The organism is Albidovulum sediminis (genome assembly GCF_025380365.1).
GTDB classification, from domain to species: Bacteria; Pseudomonadota; Alphaproteobacteria; order Rhodobacterales; family Rhodobacteraceae; genus Albidovulum; species Albidovulum sediminis.
Genome location: NZ_JAOCQF010000001.1, coordinates 1,259,347 through 1,281,038 on the forward strand (window position 1 = coordinate 1,259,347; position 21,692 = coordinate 1,281,038).

At 70.5% G+C, this 21,692-nt stretch carries 23 protein-coding genes; 12 read left to right on the forward strand and 11 right to left on the reverse strand.

From position 1 onward, the window contains the following. Positions 1-75: 75 nt before the first annotated feature. From N5I32_RS06295 to N5I32_RS06315, 5 genes are all read right to left on the reverse strand, one after another. Entirely contained in the window at positions 76-864 is a 789-nt protein-coding gene (locus N5I32_RS06295; protein ID WP_261494538.1) for a segregation and condensation protein A, read from the reverse strand. A gap of 3 nt (positions 865-867) precedes the next feature. Then, positions 868-1,899: a beta-N-acetylhexosaminidase gene (nagZ, locus tag N5I32_RS06300; protein WP_261494539.1), complete on the reverse strand. Its 1,032-nt coding sequence runs from the start codon at positions 1,897-1,899 to the stop codon at positions 868-870. Further along, the gene (locus tag N5I32_RS06305) at positions 1,875-2,861 is read right to left on the reverse strand and encodes an SPOR domain-containing protein (RefSeq protein ID WP_261494540.1); all 987 of its coding nucleotides are present in this window, start codon (positions 2,859-2,861) and stop codon (positions 1,875-1,877) included. Before N5I32_RS06305 ends, nagZ begins: the two co-directional genes overlap by 25 nt. Before the next feature lie 66 nt (positions 2,862-2,927). Beyond that, positions 2,928-4,673: an arginine--tRNA ligase gene (gene argS / locus N5I32_RS06310; protein WP_261494541.1), complete on the reverse strand. Its 1,746-nt coding sequence runs from the start codon at positions 4,671-4,673 to the stop codon at positions 2,928-2,930. Positions 4,674-4,834: 161 nt separating this feature from the next. Continuing rightward, positions 4,835-6,037, reverse strand: coding sequence for a deoxyguanosinetriphosphate triphosphohydrolase (locus tag N5I32_RS06315; protein ID WP_261494542.1), 1,203 nt, complete (start codon positions 6,035-6,037; stop codon positions 4,835-4,837). 83 nt (positions 6,038-6,120) lie between these two features. On the opposite strand from N5I32_RS06315, the gene N5I32_RS06320 reads away from it, so the two are divergent. The 3 genes from N5I32_RS06320 to N5I32_RS06330 all read left to right on the forward strand — a co-directional run bounded on the left by N5I32_RS06320 (position 6,121) and on the right by N5I32_RS06330 (position 8,725). Further along, positions 6,121-6,453, forward strand: a complete 333-nt coding sequence (locus tag N5I32_RS06320) for a HesB/IscA family protein (RefSeq protein ID WP_261494543.1) — start codon at positions 6,121-6,123, stop codon at positions 6,451-6,453. Between the two features lie 195 nt (positions 6,454-6,648). Further along, positions 6,649-7,428 carry an exodeoxyribonuclease III gene (gene xth / locus N5I32_RS06325; protein WP_261494544.1) on the forward strand — a complete coding sequence of 260 codons (780 nt, stop codon included), beginning with the start codon at positions 6,649-6,651 and terminating at the stop codon, positions 7,426-7,428. A 4-nt stretch (positions 7,429-7,432) separates the two neighbouring features. Beyond that, a complete protein-coding gene (locus N5I32_RS06330; protein ID WP_261494545.1) occupies positions 7,433-8,725 on the forward strand; it encodes an NAD(P)/FAD-dependent oxidoreductase in 1,293 nt (430 codons plus the stop codon). A 17-nt stretch (positions 8,726-8,742) separates the two neighbouring features. Here N5I32_RS06330 and N5I32_RS06335 read toward each other — a convergent pair whose 3' ends face one another. Both N5I32_RS06335 and dksA read right to left on the reverse strand, forming a co-directional pair. Continuing rightward, the gene (locus N5I32_RS06335) at positions 8,743-9,912 is read right to left on the reverse strand and encodes an FAD-dependent oxidoreductase (RefSeq protein WP_261494546.1); all 1,170 of its coding nucleotides are present in this window, start codon (positions 9,910-9,912) and stop codon (positions 8,743-8,745) included. 75 nt (positions 9,913-9,987) lie between these two features. Then, positions 9,988-10,410: an RNA polymerase-binding protein DksA gene (dksA, locus tag N5I32_RS06340; RefSeq protein WP_261495948.1), complete on the reverse strand. Its 423-nt coding sequence runs from the start codon at positions 10,408-10,410 to the stop codon at positions 9,988-9,990. A 182-nt stretch (positions 10,411-10,592) separates the two neighbouring features. Here dksA and N5I32_RS06345 point away from each other — a divergent pair, with 182 nt between their 5' ends. The 6 genes from N5I32_RS06345 to N5I32_RS06370 all read left to right on the forward strand — a co-directional run bounded on the left by N5I32_RS06345 (position 10,593) and on the right by N5I32_RS06370 (position 15,469). Then, positions 10,593-11,429, forward strand: coding sequence for an AAA family ATPase (locus N5I32_RS06345; protein WP_261494547.1), 837 nt, complete (start codon positions 10,593-10,595; stop codon positions 11,427-11,429). 95 nt (positions 11,430-11,524) lie between these two features. After that, complete coding sequence (locus tag N5I32_RS06350; protein WP_261494548.1) at positions 11,525-11,974, forward strand: GNAT family N-acetyltransferase; 450 nt, start codon at positions 11,525-11,527, stop codon at positions 11,972-11,974. Continuing rightward, positions 11,974-13,347, forward strand: a complete 1,374-nt coding sequence (locus tag N5I32_RS06355) for a DUF2927 domain-containing protein (protein WP_261494549.1) — start codon at positions 11,974-11,976, stop codon at positions 13,345-13,347. Before N5I32_RS06350 ends, N5I32_RS06355 begins: the two co-directional genes overlap by 1 nt. Next, positions 13,344-13,508, forward strand: a complete 165-nt coding sequence (locus N5I32_RS06360; protein WP_261494550.1) for a hypothetical protein — start codon at positions 13,344-13,346, stop codon at positions 13,506-13,508. The genes N5I32_RS06355 and N5I32_RS06360 overlap by 4 nt, the downstream gene beginning before the upstream one ends. A gap of 3 nt (positions 13,509-13,511) precedes the next feature. Then, on the forward strand, positions 13,512-14,693 hold the full coding sequence (locus tag N5I32_RS06365; protein ID WP_261494551.1) for a vWA domain-containing protein: 1,182 nt from the start codon (positions 13,512-13,514) through the stop codon (positions 14,691-14,693). A gap of 71 nt (positions 14,694-14,764) precedes the next feature. Next, positions 14,765-15,469 carry a M48 family metallopeptidase gene (locus tag N5I32_RS06370; RefSeq protein ID WP_261494552.1) on the forward strand — a complete coding sequence of 235 codons (705 nt, stop codon included), beginning with the start codon at positions 14,765-14,767 and terminating at the stop codon, positions 15,467-15,469. A gap of 64 nt (positions 15,470-15,533) precedes the next feature. On the opposite strand, the gene N5I32_RS06375 is transcribed toward N5I32_RS06370, so the two are convergent. The 3 genes from N5I32_RS06375 to N5I32_RS06385 form a co-directional block, all read right to left on the reverse strand. Next, positions 15,534-16,082, reverse strand: a complete 549-nt coding sequence (locus N5I32_RS06375; RefSeq protein WP_261494553.1) for an RSP_2648 family PIN domain-containing protein — start codon at positions 16,080-16,082, stop codon at positions 15,534-15,536. Continuing rightward, on the reverse strand, positions 16,079-17,278 hold the full coding sequence (locus N5I32_RS06380; RefSeq protein WP_261494554.1) for an RSP_2647 family RNA methyltransferase: 1,200 nt from the start codon (positions 17,276-17,278) through the stop codon (positions 16,079-16,081). Before N5I32_RS06380 ends, N5I32_RS06375 begins: the two co-directional genes overlap by 4 nt. Positions 17,279-17,381: 103 nt before the next feature. Further along, positions 17,382-17,597 (reverse strand): RSP_7527 family protein, encoded by a 216-nt coding sequence (locus N5I32_RS06385; RefSeq protein WP_261494555.1) that lies wholly within the window; start codon positions 17,595-17,597, stop codon positions 17,382-17,384. A gap of 170 nt (positions 17,598-17,767) precedes the next feature. On the opposite strand from N5I32_RS06385, the gene edd reads away from it, so the two are divergent. From edd to N5I32_RS06400, 3 genes are all read left to right on the forward strand, one after another. Continuing rightward, a complete protein-coding gene (gene edd, locus N5I32_RS06390) occupies positions 17,768-19,573 on the forward strand; it encodes a phosphogluconate dehydratase (RefSeq protein WP_261494556.1) in 1,806 nt (601 codons plus the stop codon). Positions 19,574-19,673: 100 nt separating this feature from the next. After that, complete coding sequence (eda, locus tag N5I32_RS06395; RefSeq protein WP_261494557.1) at positions 19,674-20,315, forward strand: bifunctional 4-hydroxy-2-oxoglutarate aldolase/2-dehydro-3-deoxy-phosphogluconate aldolase; 642 nt, start codon at positions 19,674-19,676, stop codon at positions 20,313-20,315. Positions 20,316-20,895: 580 nt separating this feature from the next. Next, positions 20,896-21,369, forward strand: coding sequence for a VOC family protein (locus tag N5I32_RS06400; RefSeq protein WP_261494558.1), 474 nt, complete (start codon positions 20,896-20,898; stop codon positions 21,367-21,369). A gap of 30 nt (positions 21,370-21,399) precedes the next feature. Here the strand turns inward: N5I32_RS06400 and N5I32_RS06405 are convergent, their stop codons facing one another. Beyond that, a complete protein-coding gene (locus tag N5I32_RS06405; RefSeq protein ID WP_261495950.1) occupies positions 21,400-21,675 on the reverse strand; it encodes a hypothetical protein in 276 nt (91 codons plus the stop codon). Positions 21,676-21,692: the final 17 nt, after the last annotated feature.

Below are 21,692 nucleotides of genomic sequence, written 5' to 3' on the forward strand. Positions count from 1 at the left end.
GCTCCTGCTCGGCCAGGGGCGGGGCGTCGAACAGGCTTTTCTCGGCCTCGCGCGGATCGGGGGCGGCTGTGTCGGTCAAGGCGTCTTCCGTCTGATCGCGATGGGGGCGAAGGTCTCACTCTGTCTTAACTCGATCTGCCCCTGCTTGGCGAGTTCGAGGGATGCGGCGAAGGTCGCCGCCGTCGCCGACCGCCGCCGGACGGGATCGGCACCCCAGCCCTCGGGCAGGTAGCTGGCGAGGTCCGTCCAGTCGCCGGCATAGCCGATCAGGCCCCGCATCCGCTCCAGCGCCTGTTCCATGGTGAAGACGTGGTTGCGGTCGAAGGCGTAGGGGCGGAATTCGTCATGCGTGCGGATGCGCGCATAGGCCTGCATCAGGTCGAGAAGCGTGGCGGTGAACTGGATCTTGCGGCTGCGCTGCACGTCCTCGGGGATGCCGCGCACGAAGAAGTCGCGCCCCTTCTGGTCGCGCGCCATCAGCCGGGCCGCCACCTCGCGCATGGCCTGGAGGCGTTCCAGCTGAAAGGCAAGGTGCGCGGCCAGGTCCTCACCCGTCGGCCCCTCCTCGCTCGGGTCGGGCGGCAGGAGGAGGCGCGATTTCAGGAACGCAAGCCAGGCCGCCATCACCAGGTAGTCGGCCGCAAGCTCGATCCTGAGCTTCTTCGCCTTCTCGACGAAACCGAGGTACTGTTCGGCCAGCTGCAGCACCGAGATGCGCCGCAAGTCCACCTTCTGGGTGCGCGACAGCGTCAGCAGCAGGTCGAGCGGCCCCTCGAACCCGTCGACATCGACGATCAGCGCCTCGGCCTGAAGCCGGTCGCCGACGGACTGGACGTCTTCCTCGAACAGGCTCGGGTCGGCCATGCGCTATCCCTTCAGAAGCGCCTCAAGTTCGGCCTCCAGAAGGGCGGTGTCAATGGGCTCGGCCATTTCCCGCAGGGCGAGCGCCGCAGCGGCCCGCCGCAGGGCCGCATCCGTCATCGGCCCGGCGGCGGCAATGGTGCCGGCCATTTCTTCCATCGTGCCGTTGCAGTGCAGGACGATGTCGCAGCCCGCCGCGATGGCGGCGCGGGCGCGTTCGGGGATGGTGCCCGACAGCGCCTGCATCGAGATGTCGTCGGTCAGCAGCAGACCCTGAAAGCCGATCCGCCGGCGGATCAGGTCGATCACCACGGGCGAGGCGGTCGCCGGACGGTCGGGGTCGATGGCGGTGAAACGGATATGCGCGGTCATGCCGGCAGGCAGGTCGTTGAGCGCGGAAAAGGGGGCGAAGTCGGTGGCGATCAGGTCCGCCTCGGTCGCGGTGACGGCGGGCAGTTCCAGGTGGCTGTCCGCGACCGCGCGGCCGTGGCCGGGCATGTGCTTCATCACCGGGATCACGCCCCCGGCCAGCAGCCCCTCGGCGGCCGCGCGCGCCGCCCGCGTCACCGTCGCCGCGTCGCTTCCGAAGCAGCGGTTGCGCAGGAACGGATGGGTGTCCGCGCCCGCGATGTCGGCCGAGGGCGCGCAGTCGGCGTCGATGCCGACGCGGCGCAGTTCCTCTGCGATCAGCCGGTAGCGCAGCCAGATGCCGCGCGCCATCGCCTCGGGCGGGGTGGCCGCGACCTGGTCGAGCGGCGGCAGCCATTCGCGCCAGTGCGGCGCGCGCAGGCGCTGCACCCGCCCGCCTTCCTGGTCCACCAGCACCGGCGCGTCGCGCCCCACCGCCTCGCGCAACTCTCCGGTCAGGCGGCGCAACTGCTCGGGGTTTTCGACGTTGCGGGCGAACAGGATGAAGCCAAGCGGGTTGGCGTCGCGGAAGAACGCGGCCTCCTCCGGTGTCAGGACGGTCCCCGCGTTGCCCAGGATGGCGGCCGCGGGCCGGGCGCCGGCCGTCACTTCGTCTGGGTCGGAACGCATTGGGTGTTTTCCGCCAGCAGGACCGAGCAGAAGCGCCGCGCGTCGTCCATCCCCTCAAAGCCCGCGGCCCTGAGGCGGACAAAGCTGTTGCCACCCGATTCCGCGGGTTCGATCACGCGCTGGCGCCCTTCCATCAGCGCGCCGTAGCGGGCGGCGATGCGGTCCCATTCCAGCCGCGCCTCGGCCTCGGTGTCGAAGGAGCCCAGCTGCGCAAGGCTGGTCCCGGCAGGCAGGAGCGCGGGATTGGCCTCGACCGCGGGCGGGGCCATGGCGGCGGCCACGGCGGCGGCGATGGCGTCCGCCTCGGGGTCGTAGCCGCCGGTGGCCTCGGCGCCCGCGCCGGAAGATGCCGCGGCAAGGCGCGCAGGCCGCGCCACCGGGCGCGGCGCGGCGGCATCGCCCTCAAGCGCCCCCTCGGCTTCCAGAAGCGGTTCCGGCGCCTCGTCGGGCAGCGGATCGGCCAGCACGGTTTCGGTGACGGGCGCGGCGGCCACGACCTCGCCCGCGGTGGCGGGCGGCGTCGCGGAAGGGTCCGCGGCCGGGGCATCGGCCAGCGGAACCTCCGGCAGCGCCCCTTCGGGTACCGCGGGCAGGCTGGCAAGTTCGCCGCCCGCCACATCCTCGGGCGCAAGACCGGTGGCCCCCGGTGCGAGCGTCAGCGTCTCGGCCGGGGCCTCGGCGATGCCGTCCGCGGCGATGGCGTTGACCGCAAGGCCGGTGTGTTCGGCCAGTTCGCCGCCAGGGTTGTCGGGCGCCACGCGCGCGGGCCCTTCCAGCGCGCGGATGACCGGAATTCCCGTCACGTCGCGCACCGCAAGCTTGTAGCCCCAGACCAGGAGCCCGGCGACCAGCGCGGCCGAGGTGATCGCCCCGGCAGCGCCGAAAAGCTTCTGCACCCGTTCCGAGCGCGGGGCCGCATAGCCCCCCTCGACCGGGAAATCGTCGAAGTCGATATCCGCCATGCTCCGCCTCGCTCCGGACGGCGTGCCGCCCGCTTGCCTGTCAGAACCCCGGCGTGGCGCCTGTTGTCAGCGCATTTCTTCCGCCGGGGTCACGCCAAGGATACCAAGACCTGCGGAAATGACAACGGCCGTGGCCCGGGCGAGCGCGATTTTCGCCTGCGAAGCCGGGATATTACCGTCCTGGACGAAGCGCAGGCCGGTTTCCTCGTTGCCGCGGTTCCAGAGCCCGTGCAGTTCGGAGGCCAGTTCGTAGAGGTAGAAGGCGATGCGGTGCGGCTCCTGCCCGCGCGCGGCGATCTCGACCAGACGCGGCCATTCGGCGATCTTGCGGGCCAGCGCCAGTTCCGCCTCGTGCGAAAGGCGCGCGAAATCGGCCCGCGCCAGCGTCGTGTCATCGGCGGCAATCCCCGCCTCGGCGGCCTTGCGGATGACCGAGCAGACGCGCGCATGGGCGTATTGCACATAGAAGACCGGGTTGTCCTTCGACTGTTCCAGCACCTTGTCGAAGTCAAAGTCGAGCGCCGCGTCGTTCTTCCGCGTCAGCATGACAAAGCGCGTCACGTCGGCGCCCGCCTGTTCGACCACGTCGCGCAGCGTCACGAAGGTGCCCGCGCGCTTCGACATCTTGAACGGCTCGCCGTTCTTGTAGAGCTTGACCATCTGGATCAGCTTGACCTCGAGCGGTACGCGACCCGCCGACAGCGCCGAGACGACCGCCTTCAGCCGCTTGACATAGCCGCCATGGTCGGCGCCGAGGATGTCGATCAGCTGGTCGTAGCCGCGTTTCACCTTGTCCCAGTGATAGGCGATGTCGGGGGCAAAATAGGTCCAAGACCCGTCCGATTTCTTCACCGGCCGGTCCACGTCGTCGCCATGCGCGGTCGAGCGGAACAGCGTCTGCTCGCGTTCCTCCCAGTCGTCGGGCAGCTTGCCCTTCGGCGCCTCCAGCATCCCCTCGTAGATCAGGTCCATGCCGCGCAGTGTCGCGATCGCCTCCTCGACCCGGCCCGAGGCGGTGATCGCGCGTTCGGAGGAGAAGACATCCATCTTCACGCCGAGAAGCGCGAGGTCGGCGCGGATCATCGCCATCATCTCGGCGGTGGCAAACTCGCGCACTTCGGCCAGCCAGTCCCCCTCGTGCCGGTCGAGAAGGCTGGTGCCGTATTTCGCCTTCAAGGCCTCGCCGACCGGGATCAGGTAGTCGCCGGGATAGAGCCCTTCGCGGATCTCGGGGGAAAGGCCGTTGGCCTCGCGGTAGCGTTCATAGGCCGAGCGCGCCAGCACGTCGACCTGCGCGCCGGCGTCGTTGATGTAGTATTCGCGCGTGACCTCGTGGCCGGCGAAATCCAAGAGCGCGGCCAGCGCGTCGCCGAAGACCGCGCCGCGGGTATGGCCGACGTGCATCGGCCCGGTGGGGTTGGCGGAGACGAACTCGACGTTGACCTTCACGCCGCGCCCCATGGCGGAGCGGCCGAAGTCGCGGCCCGCGGCCAGCGCGGCGGCGACCACGCCCTGCCAGGCGGCCGGGGTCAGGCGCAGGTTCAGGAAGCCGGGCCCCGCGACCTCGGCGGTGACGATGCGCGGGTCGGCGGCAAGTTTCGCCGCCAGCGCCTCGGCGATGGCGCGGGGGTTCTGGCCGGCGGGCTTGGCCAGCACCATCGCGGCGTTCGTCGCCATGTCGCCATGAGCCGCGTCGCGCGGCGGCTCGACCGCGACGTTGGTCATGTCGAGCCCGGCGGGCAGCGCGCCCTCGGCCTGCATCGCGGCGAGGCTGTCGATGACCAGTGCGCGGATGTCGGAAAACAGGTTCATGATCGGTCCCTTTGTTCCGGCCGGGCATGCCAGAGCCACGCCCGCGCGTCAATGGCGCGCGGGGGGGGGCGCGCGGCGGGCCGAAGGGGCGGGCCAGAGCAGCCGGGCCGGGGCTCTGCCCCGGACCCCGGAGTATTTGGGCCAGAATGAAAAGCGCGCGGTCAGGCCCCGCCGTTGCCCCCGCCCCCGCCGCAGAGCCGTTCGTGTTCCTGGATCGCGAAGCGGTCGGTCATGCCCGCGACATAGTCGAGCACGACGCGCGCCAGTTCCGTCTCGTCCCCTGCCGCGGCGACATCGGCGCGCCATTCGCCGGGCAGGAGCGCCGGGTCGCCGAGGAAGAGCGGGAAGAGGTCGCGGATCATCGCCGTCACCCGCTGGCGTTCGACCACGACCGAGGGGGCGCGGTACATGCGGGTGAAGAGGAACGACTTGATCGCCTTGAGGTTCTGGTAGAGCGGCTTCGAGAAGCGGATGATCGGCCCGTCCATCGCCCGGATCTCGGCGGCCGATTGCGGTTGGCTTGCCTCAAGCCGGTTCTGCGCGACGGCGATCACGTCCTCGACCATGGTGCCGAAGACGCGGCGCAGCGCCTCGTGCCGGCGCCGGGTGGGGTCGAGGCCGGGGTGCAGGCGGTCCACCTCCTCGAAGGCGGGGCGGGTTACCGGCAGGTCCATCAGGTCGGCCTCGGTGAAAAGCCCCGCGCGCAGCCCGTCGTGCAGGTCGTGGTGGTTGTAGGCGACATCGTCCGCGACGGCGGCCACCTGCGCCTCGGCCGAGGCGAAGGTGTCAAGCTCCAGATCCCAGGCCGCGTTGCACTCTGCCAGCGCGTAGGGCAACGTGCCGCCCTCGGGGACGGAATGGGAGCCCGAAGCGCGCGGCCCGATCACCGGCCCGTTGTGCTTGGCGATGCCCTCGAGCGTCTCCCAGGTCAGGTTGAGCCCGTCGAAGCCCGCGTAATGGCGTTCGAGCCGGGTCACGATCCGGAGCGCCTGGGCGTTGTGGTCGAAGCCGCCGTAGGGCGCCATCAGGTCGGCCAGCGCATCCTCGCCAGTGTGCCCGAAGGGCGGATGGCCGAGGTCGTGGGCCAGCGCCACCGCCTCGGCGAGGTCGGTGTTGAGGCCGAGGTGCGCGGCGATGGTGCGCGCGACCTGCGCCACCTCGATCGTATGGGTGAGCCGGGTGCGGTAATAGTCGCCCTCGTGCTCCACGAAGACCTGCGTCTTGTGCTTGAGCCGGCGGAAGGCCGAGGAGTGGATGATCCGGTCGCGGTCGCGCTGGAAGGGCGAGCGGAAGGTGGACATGCTTTCGGGATGGAGCCGGCCGCGGCTGTCTTCGGGGCGGCAGGCATAGGGGGCGAGCGTCATTCGGGCGTTCCCGGGGGCCGGTTCTTGTCGTTGCTGTGCCCCTTCATATATGGTGGGGAAGCGAAATTGACACGGGTTTTCCGATGAACCTCACCCTGCCGCCGAAAGTCACCCCCCGCGCCTTCGCCCGGCTGGCCGAGATCAACGCCTCCGCGGGCGAGGAGAAGGCGCTGCGCGTGGCCGTGTCGGGCGGGGGCTGTTCCGGGTTCCAGTACGAGATAACGCTCGACGATCCCGCGCCCGACGATCTGGTGCTGGAAGGCGCCGGCCAGAAGGTGCTGGTCGATGCGGTGTCGCTGCCCTTCCTGACCGATGCGACGATCGATTTTTCCGAGGAACTGATCGGCGCGCGCTTCGTCATCGAGAACCCCAACGCGACCTCCTCCTGCGGCTGCGGGACCAGTTTTTCGATCTGAATCTGGCGGTGCGCGCCGTGCCGGCGCGCAAGACGTCTGTCGCCGCCCCTGCCCCGGCAGGGCCGGCTCCGGCGCCTCGGGCGGGAGTATTTGGCGCCAGAATGAAGGGGGGTGGCTTGCCCTCCGCCCCGATCCCGGCGAGAACGGTGCGACCCGGGGGGTGACCCCGGGTGGGCGACCGGAGGGGGGCCGCGCATGAAGATCGCGACGTTCAACATCAACGGCATCAAGGCCCGGATCGAGGCGCTACTGGCCTGGCTCGACGCGGCGCGGCCCGACGTTGTGCTTCTGCAGGAGATCAAGTCGGTCGACGAGGGGTTCCCGCGCGAGGTTTTCGAGGAACGCGGCTATTTCGTCGAAACCCACGGGCAGAAGGGCTTCAACGGGGTCGCGATCCTGTCGCGGCTGCCGCTTGAGGATGTGGAGCGCGGGCTTCCGGGCGACGACGCGGACGCGCAGGCGCGCTGGATCGAGGCGACCGTGGTGGGCAAGGTGGCGGTGCGGCTGGTCGCGCTTTACCTGCCGAACGGCAACCCCGCGCCGGGGCCGAAGTTCGACTACAAGCTGGCGTGGATGGCGCGGATGAAGGCGCGGGTGGCCGATCTTCTGGCGGAGGAGGTGCCGCTGGTGCTGGGCGGCGACTACAACGTGATCCCCGCGCCGATCGACGCGGCGCGGCCCGAGGCCTGGGTCGAGGATGCGCTCTTTCGCCCAGAAAGCCGCGCGGCGTTCCGGGCGATCGTGAACCTTGGCCTGACCGAGGCGATCCGCACCCGCGATCCGCGTCCTGGGCTTTACACCTTCTGGGATTACCAGGGGGCCGCCTGGCAGAAGAACGACGGCATCCGCATCGATCACCTGCTGCTGGGTCCGCAGGCGGCCGACCTTCTGAGCGACGCGGGCATCGACAAGGCCGTGCGCGACGGCGACAAGCCCTCGGACCATGTGCCGGTCTGGATCGAGTTGGAGGCCTGAGGCGATGGCGTACCCGGATACCTATTACGTGCGCACCGCCGCCGACCGGCGGGAGCGGCCCGGCCTTGCCGGCCGGGAGGAGGCCGACGTGGCCATCGTCGGCGGCGGTCTTGCCGGGCTGACGACGGCGCTGGAACTCGCGCGCGGGGGGCAGCGAGTGGCGCTTCTGGAGGCGGAGCGGGTGGGCTTCGGCGCCTCGGGGCGCAATGGCGGGCTGGTCAGCCCGGCCTTTGCAGGGGGAGATGCGGCGATCCGGGCGCGGGTCGGGCCTGAGGATGCGCGGGCGCTGCACCGGCTGTCGATCGAGGGGGTGGAGCGGCTGCGCGCCACGATCCGCGATCTGGGTATCGAGAGCGCGGGGCTGATGCCGGGCCTCCTGAGCCTGCGCCGTTTCGACCGGGCCGACGACCTCAGGGCCCATGTCGCGGAACTGGCCGAGGTCTACGGCTACGAGATGACCTATCTCGACCGGGCGGCATTGGCCGAGCACGTCACCAGCCCGCGCTATTTCCACGCCATCCACGACCCGAACGCCTTCCACATCCACCCGCTCAACACGCTGCGTGCCATTGCCGCGGAGATCGAGCGGCTGGGCGGGCGCATCTACGAGGGCGCGCCCGCGACCGCGGCCAGCCTCTCCGGCGCGGTGAAGCGGGTGGAGACCGCGGGCGGACGGATCGAGGCGCCGCGCGTGGTCTTCGCCACCGGCGGCTACACCGGCGGGCTGGTGCTGCGGCTGAGGCGCGCGGTCCTGCCGATCGCCACCTACATGATGGCGACGGAAGCGGCGCCCGACCTGATCGCCAGCGCGATCCGTACCCGCGCCTGCATGTACGACGACCGCCGTGCGGGGGACTATTACCGGCTGGTGGAGGGCGGGCGGCGGCTTCTCTGGGGCGGGCGGATCACCACGCGGGCGGCCGACCCGGCGGGCATCGCGCGCGAACTGCGGCACGAGATGCTGACGGCCTATCCCCAGCTTGCGGATCTGCGCACCGAACTGTCGTGGTCGGGCCTGATGGGCTATGCCCGCCACCTGATGCCGCAAGTGGGGGAGATGGCGCCGGGTGTCTGGCACATCACCGCCTTCGGCGGCCACGGGCTGAACACCACCGCCATCGCCGGCAAGGTTCTGGCCGAGGCGATACTGGGAGAGAGCGACCGGATCAGGCTTTTCGCGCCGTTCGGGCTGGACTGGGCGGGCGGGCCGGCGGGGCTTGTCGCAGCGCAACTGACCTACTGGAAGCTTCAGGCACAGGACTGGTGGCGCGAGCGCGGGTCAGCCGCGGCGACGTAGCGGGGGGTGGCGGCGGCTCAGCCGTTGCGGGTCACGTCGGCGCCGTAGAGCCAGTCGAAGCGGTTGAGCATGGTCGCGGGGGCAAAGCGGTCCAGCACACGGAGCAGCCCGTGGGCAAGGTCGCGGCGCAGGCCCGACATGTGATAGTTCTTCGCGTTGGCATTCGCGGCCTCCACGATCCGGCGCACGCGCGCCGCGCGCCGGGCGTGATAGTCGGCGAAGCCATCCTCGGGCGCCTTGAAGGACATCAGGCAATCGGCCAGCACCCATGCATCCTCGAGCGCCATGTTGGCGCCCTGCGCCAGGAATGGCAGCGTCGGATGGGCGGCATCGCCAAGAATCACAGCGCCCCCACCGTGCCAGCGCACGGCCACCGGGTGTCGGAAAAGGCCCCAGAGGTTTGGCCGCTCGATCCGGTCCAGCCAGCCGCGCACCTCGGGCACGAAATCCTCGAACGCGATGCGCAGGGCGAGGGGATCGTCGGTCAAGGACCAGCTTTCCTCGGCCCAGTGGCGCCGCTCCTCCACGGCCACGACATTGCGCAGGTGCCCGCCGCGGAGCGGATAGCTGACCACGTGCCGCCCCGCCCCCATGAAGACCTGCGCCACCGGGCGGATGCCGGGGTCGGCGGGCAGTGTCGCGCGCCAGGCGACCTGATGGGTGAAGAAGGGCGCAACCCTGCCGTTCAGCGCCTCGCGCACCTTCGAATGCAGGCCGTCGGCGCCGATCAGGATGTCCGTCTCGACCTCGTCGCCCAGCGCGGTCCGGATCCGCGGGGGGCCATCGCCCAGGGTGACGCTGTCGATCTTCTGCAAAAGCCGGATCTCGACGCCGGCGGCGCGCGCGCCGTTCGCAAGCATGCCGATCAGGTCGGCGCGGTGGAAAAAGCGGAACGGCGATCCCGGTCGCTGCTGCAACAGATCGAGGCGCAGCACCCTGCCCCCGCTTTCGCCATCGACCAGTTCGACCGCCTCGGCGCGCTGCCCCTCCTGCGCGGCCTCGCCGCCAAGGCCCAGCGCCTCGATCACGCGGTGTCCGTTCGGCGTGATCTGAAGGCCCGCGCCGACCTCGCGAATCTCGGGCGCCTGCTCAAGGACGGTCACCTCCGCCCCGCGCAGCGCCAGCGCCCGCGCGACGGCAAGCCCCGCGATGCCCGCCCCGACGATCGTGATCCTGCGCGCGCTCACGCCACCCTCCGGAAACAGGGACGCCGGAGCCACCAGGGCCCCGGCGCCGAATTCTGCCAGCCCCGGCCGCCGGGGTCAGTCGTCGCGATGCACGCGCTCGCGCCGTTCGTGCCGTTCCTGCGCCTCGAGCGTCATCGTCGCGATCGGGCGGGCATCCAGCCGCTTGAGAGAGATCGGTTCCCCGGTCATCTCGCAGTAGCCGTATTCGCCGTTCTCGATCCGCCTGAGCGCCGCGTCGATCTTGGCCACCAGCTTGCGCTGGCGGTCGCGGGTCCGCAGTTCCAGCGCGCGGTCGGTCTCCTCGCTCGCGCGGTCGGCCAGGTCGGGCACGTTGCGCGCGCTGTCCTGAAGACCTTCGAGCGTCTCGGCCGACTGCTCCAGAAGCTCACCCTTCCAGGCGGTCAGCTTGCGGCGGAAGTATTCGAGTTGCCGCTCGTTCATGAAGGGCTCGTCCTCGGCGGGACGATAGTCTTCGGGAAGAAAGATTTCTGCCTTCATCTCTGCTCCCATCCTGCCTGCGGAGCCGTTTGTCATTGCTGCAATCGTCATCCGGCTCTCCTCGGGCGCTCCATTAGCCTAACCGCGGGGGGTTGTCACTAGCTCTCACCCCGCCTTGCGGCATTTTGATGACGCGCGTATCTCTGCATCTGGGCATCTGCCCGCTGCGGAGACACAAGCTGATGAAATTTCACGGAACGGCGAATTACGTTGCGACCGAGGATCTGACCGTCGCGGTCAACGCCGCCGTCACGCTCGAACGTCCGTTGCTGGTCAAGGGCGAGCCCGGCACCGGCAAGACCGAACTCGCGCGCCAGGTCGCCGGCGCGCTTGGCCTGCCGCTGATCGAATGGCACGTCAAGTCGACGACCAAGGCGCAGCAGGGGCTTTACGAATACGACGCCGTCAGCCGGCTCCGCGACAGCCAGCTGGGAGACGAACGGGTGCACGACGTCCGCAACTACATCCGCAAGGGCAAGCTCTGGCAGGCGTTCGAGGCCGGGGGCAAGGTCGTCCTCCTCATCGACGAGATCGACAAGGCCGACATCGAGTTTCCGAACGACCTTCTGCAGGAACTCGACCGGATGGAGTTCCACGTCTACGAGACGGGCGAGACGATCCGCGCGCGCCACCGCCCGGTCGTCATCATCACCTCGAACAACGAAAAGGAACTGCCGGACGCCTTCCTCAGGCGCTGCTTCTTCCACTACATCCGCTTCCCCGAGGCCGAGACGCTGAGGCGCATCGTCGCGGTGCATTTCCCGCAGATCAAGGAACGGCTTCTGGCCGAGGCGCTGACCCGCTTCTACGAGATCCGCGAGACGCCGGGGCTGAAGAAGAAGCCCTCGACCTCGGAGGTGCTCGACTGGCTCAAGCTGATCCTGGCCGAGGATCTGGCGCCCGAGGACCTGACGCGCGACCCGCGGCATCTGTTGCCGAAGCTGCACGGGGCACTTCTGAAGAACGAGCAGGACGTGGCGCTTTTCGAACGGCTCGCCTTCATGGCGCGGGCGCGCTAGAGGGTGCGCCTTCCCGCCGAAACCCGCCGCACACCCCCCGCGAAGGTTTGCGCCCGCCGCGCCGGCGCGCTAGCGTGGCCCCGCCGGAGGACCCCATGACCGAGCCGCTCATCATTCGCGCCATCGCACCGACGGACGAGCCCGACTGGCGTCGGCTGTGGCGCGACTATCTGGCCTTCTACGAAACCGATCTGCCCGAAGAGGTCTTCGCCACCACCTTCGCGCGCCTCACATCGGGCCTGCCGGGCGAATACCGCGGCCTGCTGGCGCTCCGGAGCGGCCGGGCGGTGGGGCTCGCGCATTACCTCTTCCACCGCAGTTGCTGGTCGGTCGCCGACACCTGCTACCTGCAGGATCTCTACGCCGACCCGGACGTGCGCGGCCTGGGCATCGGGCGCGCCCTGATCGAGGCGGTCTATGCCGCCGCTGACGCGCAGGGCGCCGCCTCGGTCTACTGGCTGACGCAAGACTTCAACCACACCGCCCGCCGGCTTTACGACCGCATCGGCGTGAAGACCCCCTTCATCGAGTACAACCGCCCCTGATGCGCGCCCTTCTCGCCCCCCTTGCCGCCCTGGCGCTCCTGGCCGCCTGCGTGCCGCCGCCGCCCGCGCCCCCCGCGCCCTCGGCGTCCCGCGCGCCGGCCTTCGACCTGCCGCCGATGCGGTTTTTCGGCGAAAGCGTGCCGCAGCGCCCGCTGCGCCCGAACGCCGAGATGGCGCGCAACTTCCTCGACCTCGCCTTCCGGCTCGAGACCGGAGAGGATCTGCCAGTGCTGACCCGGTTCGACGGGCCGATCCCGGTCGCACTGACCGGGGCGGTGCCGCCCACGGCGGGGCCGGACCTCGCGCGGCTCCTCGACCGGCTGCGGTCCGAGGCGGGGATCGACATCTTCCAGACCGCCGGTCCGGCGGCGATCACCGTCGAGTTCCTGCCCCGACGCACCATGCAGGCACAGGTGCCGCAGGCCGCCTGCTTCGTCGAGCCGGGGGTGTCGTCCTGGGCCGAGTACCGCGCGCTCGGGCGCTCGGGCGCGACCGACTGGACGCGCCTGCAGCGCCGCGAACGGGTGGCGGTGTTCATCCCCGCCGACACCGCCCCGCAGGAGATTCGCGACTGCCTGCACGAAGAGATCGCCCAGGCGCTCGGCCCGCTCAACGACCTCTATGAACTGCCCGATTCCGTCTTCAACGACGACAACTTCCACACCGTCCTGACCGGCTTCGACATGCTGATGCTGCGCGCCCACTATGCGCCGGAACTGGCGAATGGCATGACCCGCGGCGCCGTGGCCGCGCGTCTGCCGGCGATCCTCGCGCGGCTGAACCCGGCCGGTGAAAAGTCAGGCCCGGCGGCCCCCCCGCCGACGCCGCGCGCCTTCGTGCGCGCCATGGAATCCGCGCTCGGCCCGCGCGGGTCGCTGGCCGCCCGGCGCAGTGCGGCGGCGCGCGCCGTCGCCATCGTCCAGGCCCGCGGCTGGCGCGACGAGCGCACGGGATTCGCGCTTTACGCCTTCGGCCGGCTGATCCAGTCGCGCGACGCCGCCGCCGCGCAGGCCGCCTTCCTCGGCGCGCGCGCCGCCTTCCAGGCGATCCCGGGGGCCGACATCCAGCGCGCCCAGACCGACCTGCCGCTGGCCACCTTCGCGCTCAGCCGCGGCGATGCCCGTGCGGCGATCGAGATCGCCCGCGCCGCCATGCCCGCGGCGCGGCGGTCGGAGAACGCCGCCCTTCTGGCCGAACTGCTGCGCACCGAAGCCGCCGCGCTCCGCCTTCTCGGCCGTACCGGCGAGGCCGAGGCGCTGCGTCTCGACAGCCTGGGCTGGGCGCGCTATGGCTTCGGCTCCGGGCAGGACATCGCCAACTTCGAGGCGAGTTTCAGCGCCCTGGAAAGACTGGCAAGGGGACCTCAGTCATGATCGTGATCGCGGGCTTTCTCCTCGGCGCCGCCCTCGGCTGGGTCCGGGCCGGCCGCCGCGGCGGAAACAGCTTTGACAAATGGCAGTATGCCATTGTTCACGCTATCATTTTCGCGCTGATCGGCCTGTTCGTCACACTGATCATCGGCCGCATGGGCTAAGCCATGTTCCTGCCCTTCTTCGAAGCCCTGCGCAGGACCGGAATTCCGGTGTCGCTGCGCGAATACCTGGGGTTTCTCGAAGGGATGGCGGCGGGGCTGGCGACCTACGAGGTCGAAACCTTCTACTACCTCGCCCGCACCGCCATGGTGAAGGACGAACGCCACCTCGACCGCTTCGACCGCGCCTTCGCCGAGGCCTTCCGCGGGCTTGAGGCGATCACGCCCGAAGAGGTGCTGGAGGCGGTGGACCTGCCGCGCGACTGGCTGGAAAAACTCCTCGAACGGACCCTGACAGAGGCCGAAAAGGCCGAGGTCGAAGCTTTAGGCGGATTCGACAAGCTAATGGAAACGCTGAAGAAACGCCTTGAGGAACAGAAGGGCCGGCACCAGGGCGGGTCGAAGTGGATCGGCACCGCCGGTACCTCGCCCTTCGGCGCCCAGGGCTACAACCCCGAGGGGGTGCGCATCGGCCAGGAGGAAAGCCGCCACCAGCGCGCCGTCAAGGTCTGGGACAAGCGCGAGTTCCGCAACCTCGACGACACGGTGGAACTGGGCACGCGCAACATCAAGGTGGCGCTGAAGCGCCTGCGCCGCTGGGCGCGCGAGGGCGCGGCGGAGGAGCTGGACCTGCCCGGCACCATCCGCGCCACCGCCGAACACGGCTATCTGGACGTCCAGACCCGGCCCGAGCGGCACAATGCGGTCAAGGTCCTGCTGTTTCTCGACATCGGCGGCTCCATGGACCCTCATGTGCGCCTGGTGGAGGAACTGTTCAGCGCCGCGCGGTCCGAGTTCAAGCACCTCGAACATTTCTACTTCCACAACTGCCTTTACGAAGGCGTCTGGCGCGACAACCGCCGCCGCTGGAACGACCAGACGCCAACGCCCGAGGTGCTGCGCACCTATGGCGCGGACTACAAGGCGATCTTTGTCGGCGATGCCTCGATGTCGCCCTACGAGATCGCCCACCCCGGCGGCGCGAACGAACACTGGAACGCCGAGGCCGGGCAGGTCTGGCTCGGGCGCGCGCGGGCGCAATGGCCGGCGAATGCCTGGCTGAACCCGCTCCCCGAACGCTACTGGGCACATACGCAGTCGGTGGGGATGATCCGCACGATCTTCGAGGGCGCGATGTTCCCCCTCACGCTCGACGGGATCGGCCGGGCGGTGAAGGCGTTGTCCTGATTGCGCGCGCCGGCAGGGCGCGGGCGTGATCGCGGCTTTTCTTCCCGCATGCGCTGCCCCATATCTGGGGCATGTTGCGGCTTGCCCCGATCCTTCTGGCTGTCCTGTACGGCCTTGTGCTCTACCACTTCTCCGCCTGGCGCACGCGGCGGATGCTGGACGCGCAGTCACGCCCGCTGGACGATCCCGCGCTGTTGCGGGTTATCGACCGGCTGGCCGCCCCCCTCGGCCTCAGGCAGGTGCCGGTCCGCGTCTACGAGATCGCGCCGGTGAACGGGCTGGCCGCGCCGGACGGGCGCATCTTCCTGACCCGCGGCTTCGTCGAGAAGTTCCGCGCGGGCGAGGTCACGGGCGAGGAGATGGCCAGCGTCGTCGCGCACGAGATGGGCCACGTGGCGCTTGGCCATGCCCGGCGCCGGATGATCGACTTTTCCGGCCAGAACGCGGTGCGCGTGGTGCTGGCGACGGTTCTCGGCCGGCTTCTGCCGGGGGTCGGGTTCTACGTCGCCAACTTCCTGACCACCCTTCTGGCCGCCCGGTTGAGCCGGCAGGACGAGTTCGAGGCCGACGAATGGGCCTCGGCACTGCTGGTCAAGGCGGGGATCGGGACCGCGCCGCAGAAGTCGCTGTTCGTCAAGCTGGGCCGGCTGACCGGGACCGAGGGGCGCCGCCCCGCCGTCTGGCTGGCCAGCCACCCCGACACCGAGGCGCGCATCGCCGCGATCGAGGCGAACGAGCGGCGCTGGGGGCTTGCCCCCCCCGACCCGCGCGCCTGAGGCCGGCGGCGGGAGCCTCCGGCGGGAGTATTTGGGCCAGAATGAAAGGGCGGTCGGGGTCGCGTCAGCCGGTGGGGGCGAGTGCCTTGCCGAGGCGCGGAAGCTTTGCGCGTTTGAGCAGGGCGCGCAGCGGCTGCGGTTCGCCCGAGAGTTCCTCGGCGCGGGCGCGGACCGTCTCGACAGCGGTGGCGACCGGGTCGGGCGCGGCCTGCCAGAGGTCAAGGAGGAAGCGGTCGGGGTCGAGCCGCGCGATCCCCTCCTCCGCCAGCGTCTGGCGGGGGAAGTCGGCGGCGTTGAAGGTGACGATGGCATCCGCGCCCCCGGCGATGGCGGCGGCGAGCACATGGATGTCGTTGACGTCGGGCAGGTGGAGCCGCGCGGCAAGGCCGGGGCGTTCGGCGACGGTGGCGCGCGGAAAGGCCGCGCGGAGGGCCGCGATCTCGCCCCGCGCGATCTCTTCGGCGCCGGGGCCGAGCTTGCGGGTGGCACGCGCCCATTCCTCGAGGATGCGGTCGGACCAGAGCGGGGTGTAGAGCCCGCGGGCCGCGACGCTGAGGAGAATTTCGCGCAGGACGGTCGGGTAAAGGACGCAGGCGTCCAGCAGCGCCTTCATCCGTCGAGCCGGAAGAACAGCGCCTTGAGGTAGCCGCTTTCGGCCAGTTGCGGGAGCATCGGGTGGTCGGGGCCGGCATAGCCGGTGTGGAGAAGCTGCCCGCGCCGGCCGCCGCGCCCGATACCGCGGGCGGAGGCGTTGCGGAACTGCGTCAGGTCGGCGGCGTGAGAGCAGGAGCAGAGCGCCAGGAACCCGCCCGGCGCCACCAGCGGCGCGGCGAGCCGCGCGACGCGCTCATAGGCGCGCAGGCCCGCCTCCAGCGCCTGTTTCGAGGGCGCAAAGGCGGGCGGATCGCAGACCACGAGGTCAAAGCGCGCACCCTCGGCCGCCAGCGCCTCCATCGCCGCGAAGGCATCGCCCTGGCGGGTGGTGAAGCGACCGGCGGTGCCGCCGGCCAGGGCGCCAGCCTCGGCGAGCGCCAGGGCGGCGGCGGAGGAATCGACGGCGAGCGCGCTTTCGGCCCCGCCCGCCAGCGCCGCGAGCGAGAAGCCGCCGACATGGGCGAAGACGTCAAGGACGCGCGCGCCGCGGGCCAGGCGCTGCGCGAAGGCGTGGTTGGGGCGCTGGTCGTAGAAAAGCCCGGTCTTCTGCCCGCCGAGAATGTCGGCCATGTAGGTGGCGCCGTTCATCGGCACCGCGACCGGCGCCTCGATCCGCCCCGAGAGAAGTGCGGTTTCCTCGGCCAGACCCTCGAGCCCGCGCGACCGGCCGGTGCCGTTCTTGACGATCGCGGTGACGCCGGTGACATCGGCCAATGCGGCGGCAAGGTCGTCGATCATCGTCTCGGCCCAGGCGGCGTTGGGCTGGATCACCGCCGCATCGCCGAAGCGGTCGATGACGACGCCGGGCAGGCCGTCTGCCTCGGCATGGACAAGGCGGTAGAAGGGCGCGTCATGGAGACGGTCGCGCAGGGCAGCCGCGCGGGCGATGCGGGCGGAAAGCCAGGCGCGGTCGATGGTGGCGCCCGGATCGCGGTCCATCACGCGGGCGATGATCTTCGACTGCACGTTGACGGTGACGAGGGCCAGGGGCCGCCGCTCGCTGTCCTCAAGCACGGCGAAGGCACCGGGGGCGAGGTTCGAGGTGCGCCGGTCGGTCACCAGTTCGTCGGCATAGACCCAGGGAAAGCCGTGGCGAATGGCGCGGGCCTCGGCCTTGGGGCGCAGGCGGACGACGGGAAGGGGGCTGTCGCTCATGGGAAGGATCCGATCTGGTTTGCCTTCCCTTAATCGGTTCGCGGCCGGGGCGAAAGGGCGCGCCGCGCAGGGCGCACCCGGCAATCAGCCTCAGTGGGCCGCCTCAGTGCACCGCGCTGCGGATCACGCGGCGGGCCGCGCTGGCCCCGCGGCGGGCGAAGACCCGGCCGAAGGCGTTGGCAAGCGCGTGGAACGCGGTGGCCAGCGCGTGGAACGCGGTGCCGAAGGCCCCCGACAGCGCCTCGGCGCGCATCTGGTGGGCGCGGGCGACAATCTCGGCCATGGAGGGATTCTCGTTGCGGTCGGCGGGCGCGGGCATGGTATGCTCCTGTCACGGGTGGCGGGTTGCCCCAGACTTAGGCCCGGCGCCGGCCCCCCGCCACCGCCATTCGCGAATGTCCGCCATGCACCGGCGGCATGTGTTGATTCCAGCGTTGTTAGCGCTAACTTGATGTGCTAGACACGCCGCGACTGACCAGAGAGGGCCCGATGCCGCTCCATCCCACGATTGCCGCCGTCACAGACCGTATCCGCGCCCGTTCCGCCGAGAGCCGCGGCGCCTATCTCGACCGGATCCGCCATGCGGCCGAGGCGGGTCCGGCGCGCGCGCATCTGAGCTGCGGCAACCAGGCCCATGCCTATGCCGCGATGGGCGCGGACAAGACGGCGTTGGCCGAGGCGCGTCAGCCCAACATCGGCATCGTCACCGCCTACAACGACATGCTCTCGGCGCATCAGCCCTACGAGCATTATCCCGAGCGCATCCGCGCCGCCGCCCGCCGCGCGGGCGCCACCGCGCAGGTCGCGGGCGGGGTGCCGGCGATGTGCGATGGCGTCACGCAAGGCCAGCCGGGGATGGAGCTGTCGCTTTTCTCCCGCGACGTGATCGCGCTCGCCGCCGGGGTGGCGATGAGCCACAACTGCTACGACGCCGCCCTCTACCTCGGCATCTGCGACAAGATCGTGCCGGGACTGATCATGGCGGCGGCGACCTTCGGCCATGTGCCCGCGGTCTTCGTGCCCGCGGGCCCGATGACAAGCGGACTGCCCAACGACGAGAAGTCGAAGGTGCGCCAGAAATTCGCCACCGGCGAGGTCGGGCGGGCCGAACTGATGGCGGCGGAGATGGCCTCCTACCACGGGCCGGGCACCTGCACCTTCTACGGCACGGCAAACACCAACCAGATGCTGATGGAGTTCATGGGCCTGCACCTGCCCGGCGCCTCCTTCGTCAACCCCGGCACACCGCTGCGCGAGGCGCTGACCGAGGCGGCGGTGGCCCGCGCGGCCGCGATCACCGCGCTTGGCAACGACTACACGCCCGCGGGCGAGATCCTCGACGAACGCGCCTTCGTCAACGGGATCGTCGGGCTGATGGCCACGGGCGGGTCGACGAACCTGGTGCTGCACCTGCCGGCGATGGCGCGGGCGGCGGGGATCCTGCTCGACCTCGACGACTTCGCGGCCCTCTCGGACGCGGTGCCGCTGATGGCGCGGGTCTATCCGAACGGGCTGGCCGACGTGAACCATTTCCACGCCGCGGGCGGGCTGGCCTTCATGATCGGCGAACTGCTCTCGGCGGGGCTTTTGCACGAGGATGTGCGCACCGTCGCGGGCGGCGGTCTTTCCCGCTATGCGCAGGAACCGACGCTGCAGAGCGGCACGCTCGCCTGGGCCGAGGGGCCGCGCGAAAGCCTGAACGACAAGGTCCTGCGCCCCGCGGCCGACCCGTTCCAGCCCTCGGGCGGGCTGAAGCAGCTGGCTGGCAACCTCGGGCGCGGGGTGATGAAGGTCTCCGCCGTCGCCCCCGAACGCCATGTGATCGAGGCGCCGGCCCGCATCTTCGCCAGCCAGGACGAGGTCAAGGCGGCCTTCAAGCGCGGCGAGTTCACCGCCGATTGCGTGGTCGTCGTCCGCTTCCAGGGCCCGCGCGCCAACGGCATGCCGGAGTTGCACTCGCTCACCCCCACGCTCTCCGTCCTGCAGGACCGCGGGCTGAAGGTGGCGCTTGTCACCGACGGGCGGATGTCGGGCGCCTCCGGCAAGGTCCCGGCCGCGATCCACGTCAGCCCCGAGGCCGCGGTCGGCGGCCCGCTCGCGCGGCTCTGCGATGGCGACATCCTGCGCGTCGACGCGGTCGCCGGCACGATCGAGGCGCTGGTCCCCGACTTCGCGGCGCGCGCCCCGGTTCAGGCCGATCTGTCGGCCAACCGCCACGGCATCGGGCGCGAACTGTTCGAGGTCTTCCGCACCCACGCAGGCCCCGCCGAGACCGGCGGCGCACTGGTCGTCTGAGGTCGCGGAAACCCTTGCCCCCGCGCTTTCATTCTGGCCCAAATACTCCCGCCGGAGGCTCCTCCGCCTGCCACCGGCGCACCGCCGAAAGGACAACGCCATGACGCCCGCCGAACAAAGCCGCCACGCCGCCGAGATCTGCGCGCTGGCCCCGGTCGTGCCCGTTCTCGTGCTCAAGGACGCGACGACGGCGGCCGACCTCGCCCGCGCGCTGGTCGCGGGCGGGTTGCCCGCGCTCGAGGTCACGCTGCGAACGCCCGCCGCACTCGACGCGATCCGCGCCATGGCCGAGGTGCCGGGCGGGGTGGTGGGGGCCGGCACGCTGCTTACGCCCGCCGACGTGAAGGCCGCCAAGGCCGCGGGCGCGCGCTTCGGCGTCTCGCCGGGGGCCACCGACCGGCTCCTCGACGCCTGCGCCGAGGCTGATCTGCCGCTCCTGCCCGGTGCCGCCACGGCCTCCGAGGTGATGTCGCTCCTGGAGCGCGGCTACACGGTGCAGAAGTTCTTCCCGGCCGAGGCGATCGGCGGCGCGAAGGCGCTTGGCGCGCTCGCCTCGCCGCTGCCCCAAGTGCGCTTCTGCCCCACGGGGGGCATCGGCCTGAAAACCGCGCCCGACTACCTGGCCCTCGCCAACGTCCTTTGCGTCGGCGGAAGCTGGGTCGCCCCCGGCGACCGTGTCGCCGCCGGCGACTGGGCCGCGATCGAGTCCCTGGCGCGCGAGGCGGCGGCCCTGCCGTGCTGAGGCGCCTCGGGCTGCGCCGCACCCCGCCGTGCCAGCGCCTCGTGCACGGCGCGGTCGCTCGCCGCCAGGCTGACCGCCAGCCAGGCGAGCATCAACATGACCGTATAGGCTATTGAAATCACGCCAAGACCTGGCAATCCACTGTCACCCTGAAACAGGGCTGCGACACAGATCACCAGCCCCGCCGAGGCGGCAAGGACGGAATAGCGCCCGCGATGGCGGCGCAGGGAGAGAAGCCGTTGGACCTCGCGGTCGGGCTCATCCGGTTCCGGCACCGGATCATAGATATGGCGGCAGGCGGCGTTCACCGAAAACCCGAACAGCGCGATGTAGATCGCCCAGGCCAGGACGGAGGCCGGCGGCTCGTCGAAACTCGCGTGCGACATGAGCGCGGGAAAGCCCAGGACCGTGAGGGGAAAGAAAAGCGCCACCGCGATCGCCGCGGGGCGGCGCCAGATCCTGTGCCGGTTCATTCTGCCACTCGTCAACCGCGCCCCCGACCTGCATTTCCATCACGAAATTGTGGCGAAAAGGTGGCCAAAAGGTTAACGTGACCGGAATCGACCACAGAGGTTGCGCAATGGCCAGTGTCTGCACCTGCCTTTGGTACCCGTCCGGCGCCGAAGAAGCTGCACGTTTCTACGTCGATCTGCTCCCGGAAAGCCGGATCCTCAAGATCCATCCCCTGCACGGCGCGGGAAAACAGGCCGATCCGTTCCTGGTCGAGTTCCAGTTGAAGGGCCAGCGCTACATCGCGATGAACGGTGGGCCGCATTACCACCTGTCGCCGGCCGTCTCGATCCAGATCCTCGCCGAGGGTCAGGGCGAGATCGACCGGCTCTGGTCGGCGCTCTCGGACGGCGGCACGCCCCTGCGCTGCGGCTGGCTGACTGACCGCTGGGGCCTGAGCTGGCAGATCGTGCCGACCGCCCTGCCCCGCCTTCTGGCCGAAGGCGATGCCGTCGCGGCGCGGGTGCTGCTGACCATGCAGGACATGGTCAAGCTCGACGTCGCCGCGCTTGAGGCAGCGGCGCGCGAACCTGCCCTGCCCTGAGCATCGCCCGCGCCAGACCTGCGCCCGCGGCTAGCCGCGCGCGCCCAGCCGTCCGGCGCGCCCGCCCCGGCGGGCGGCGCTCGGCGCCTCGCTCAGGCCCGCCTCCAGCACGCCGGTCATCGGGTGATCGGCCCGGCCCGGCCCGTAGGTCGCGATCAGCACCCTGAGCGCCTCTCGCGGGTCGGTGCCGGGAGCAATGCTCAGCGCCCAGTCGACGAAGATCGACCGGCACTCGCCCAGCGTGATCCCCTCGATCGCGTAGCTTTCGCGCACCAGCCCCTTCGGATCGGCCTTCGACATCTCCATGACTTTCCTCGCCATTT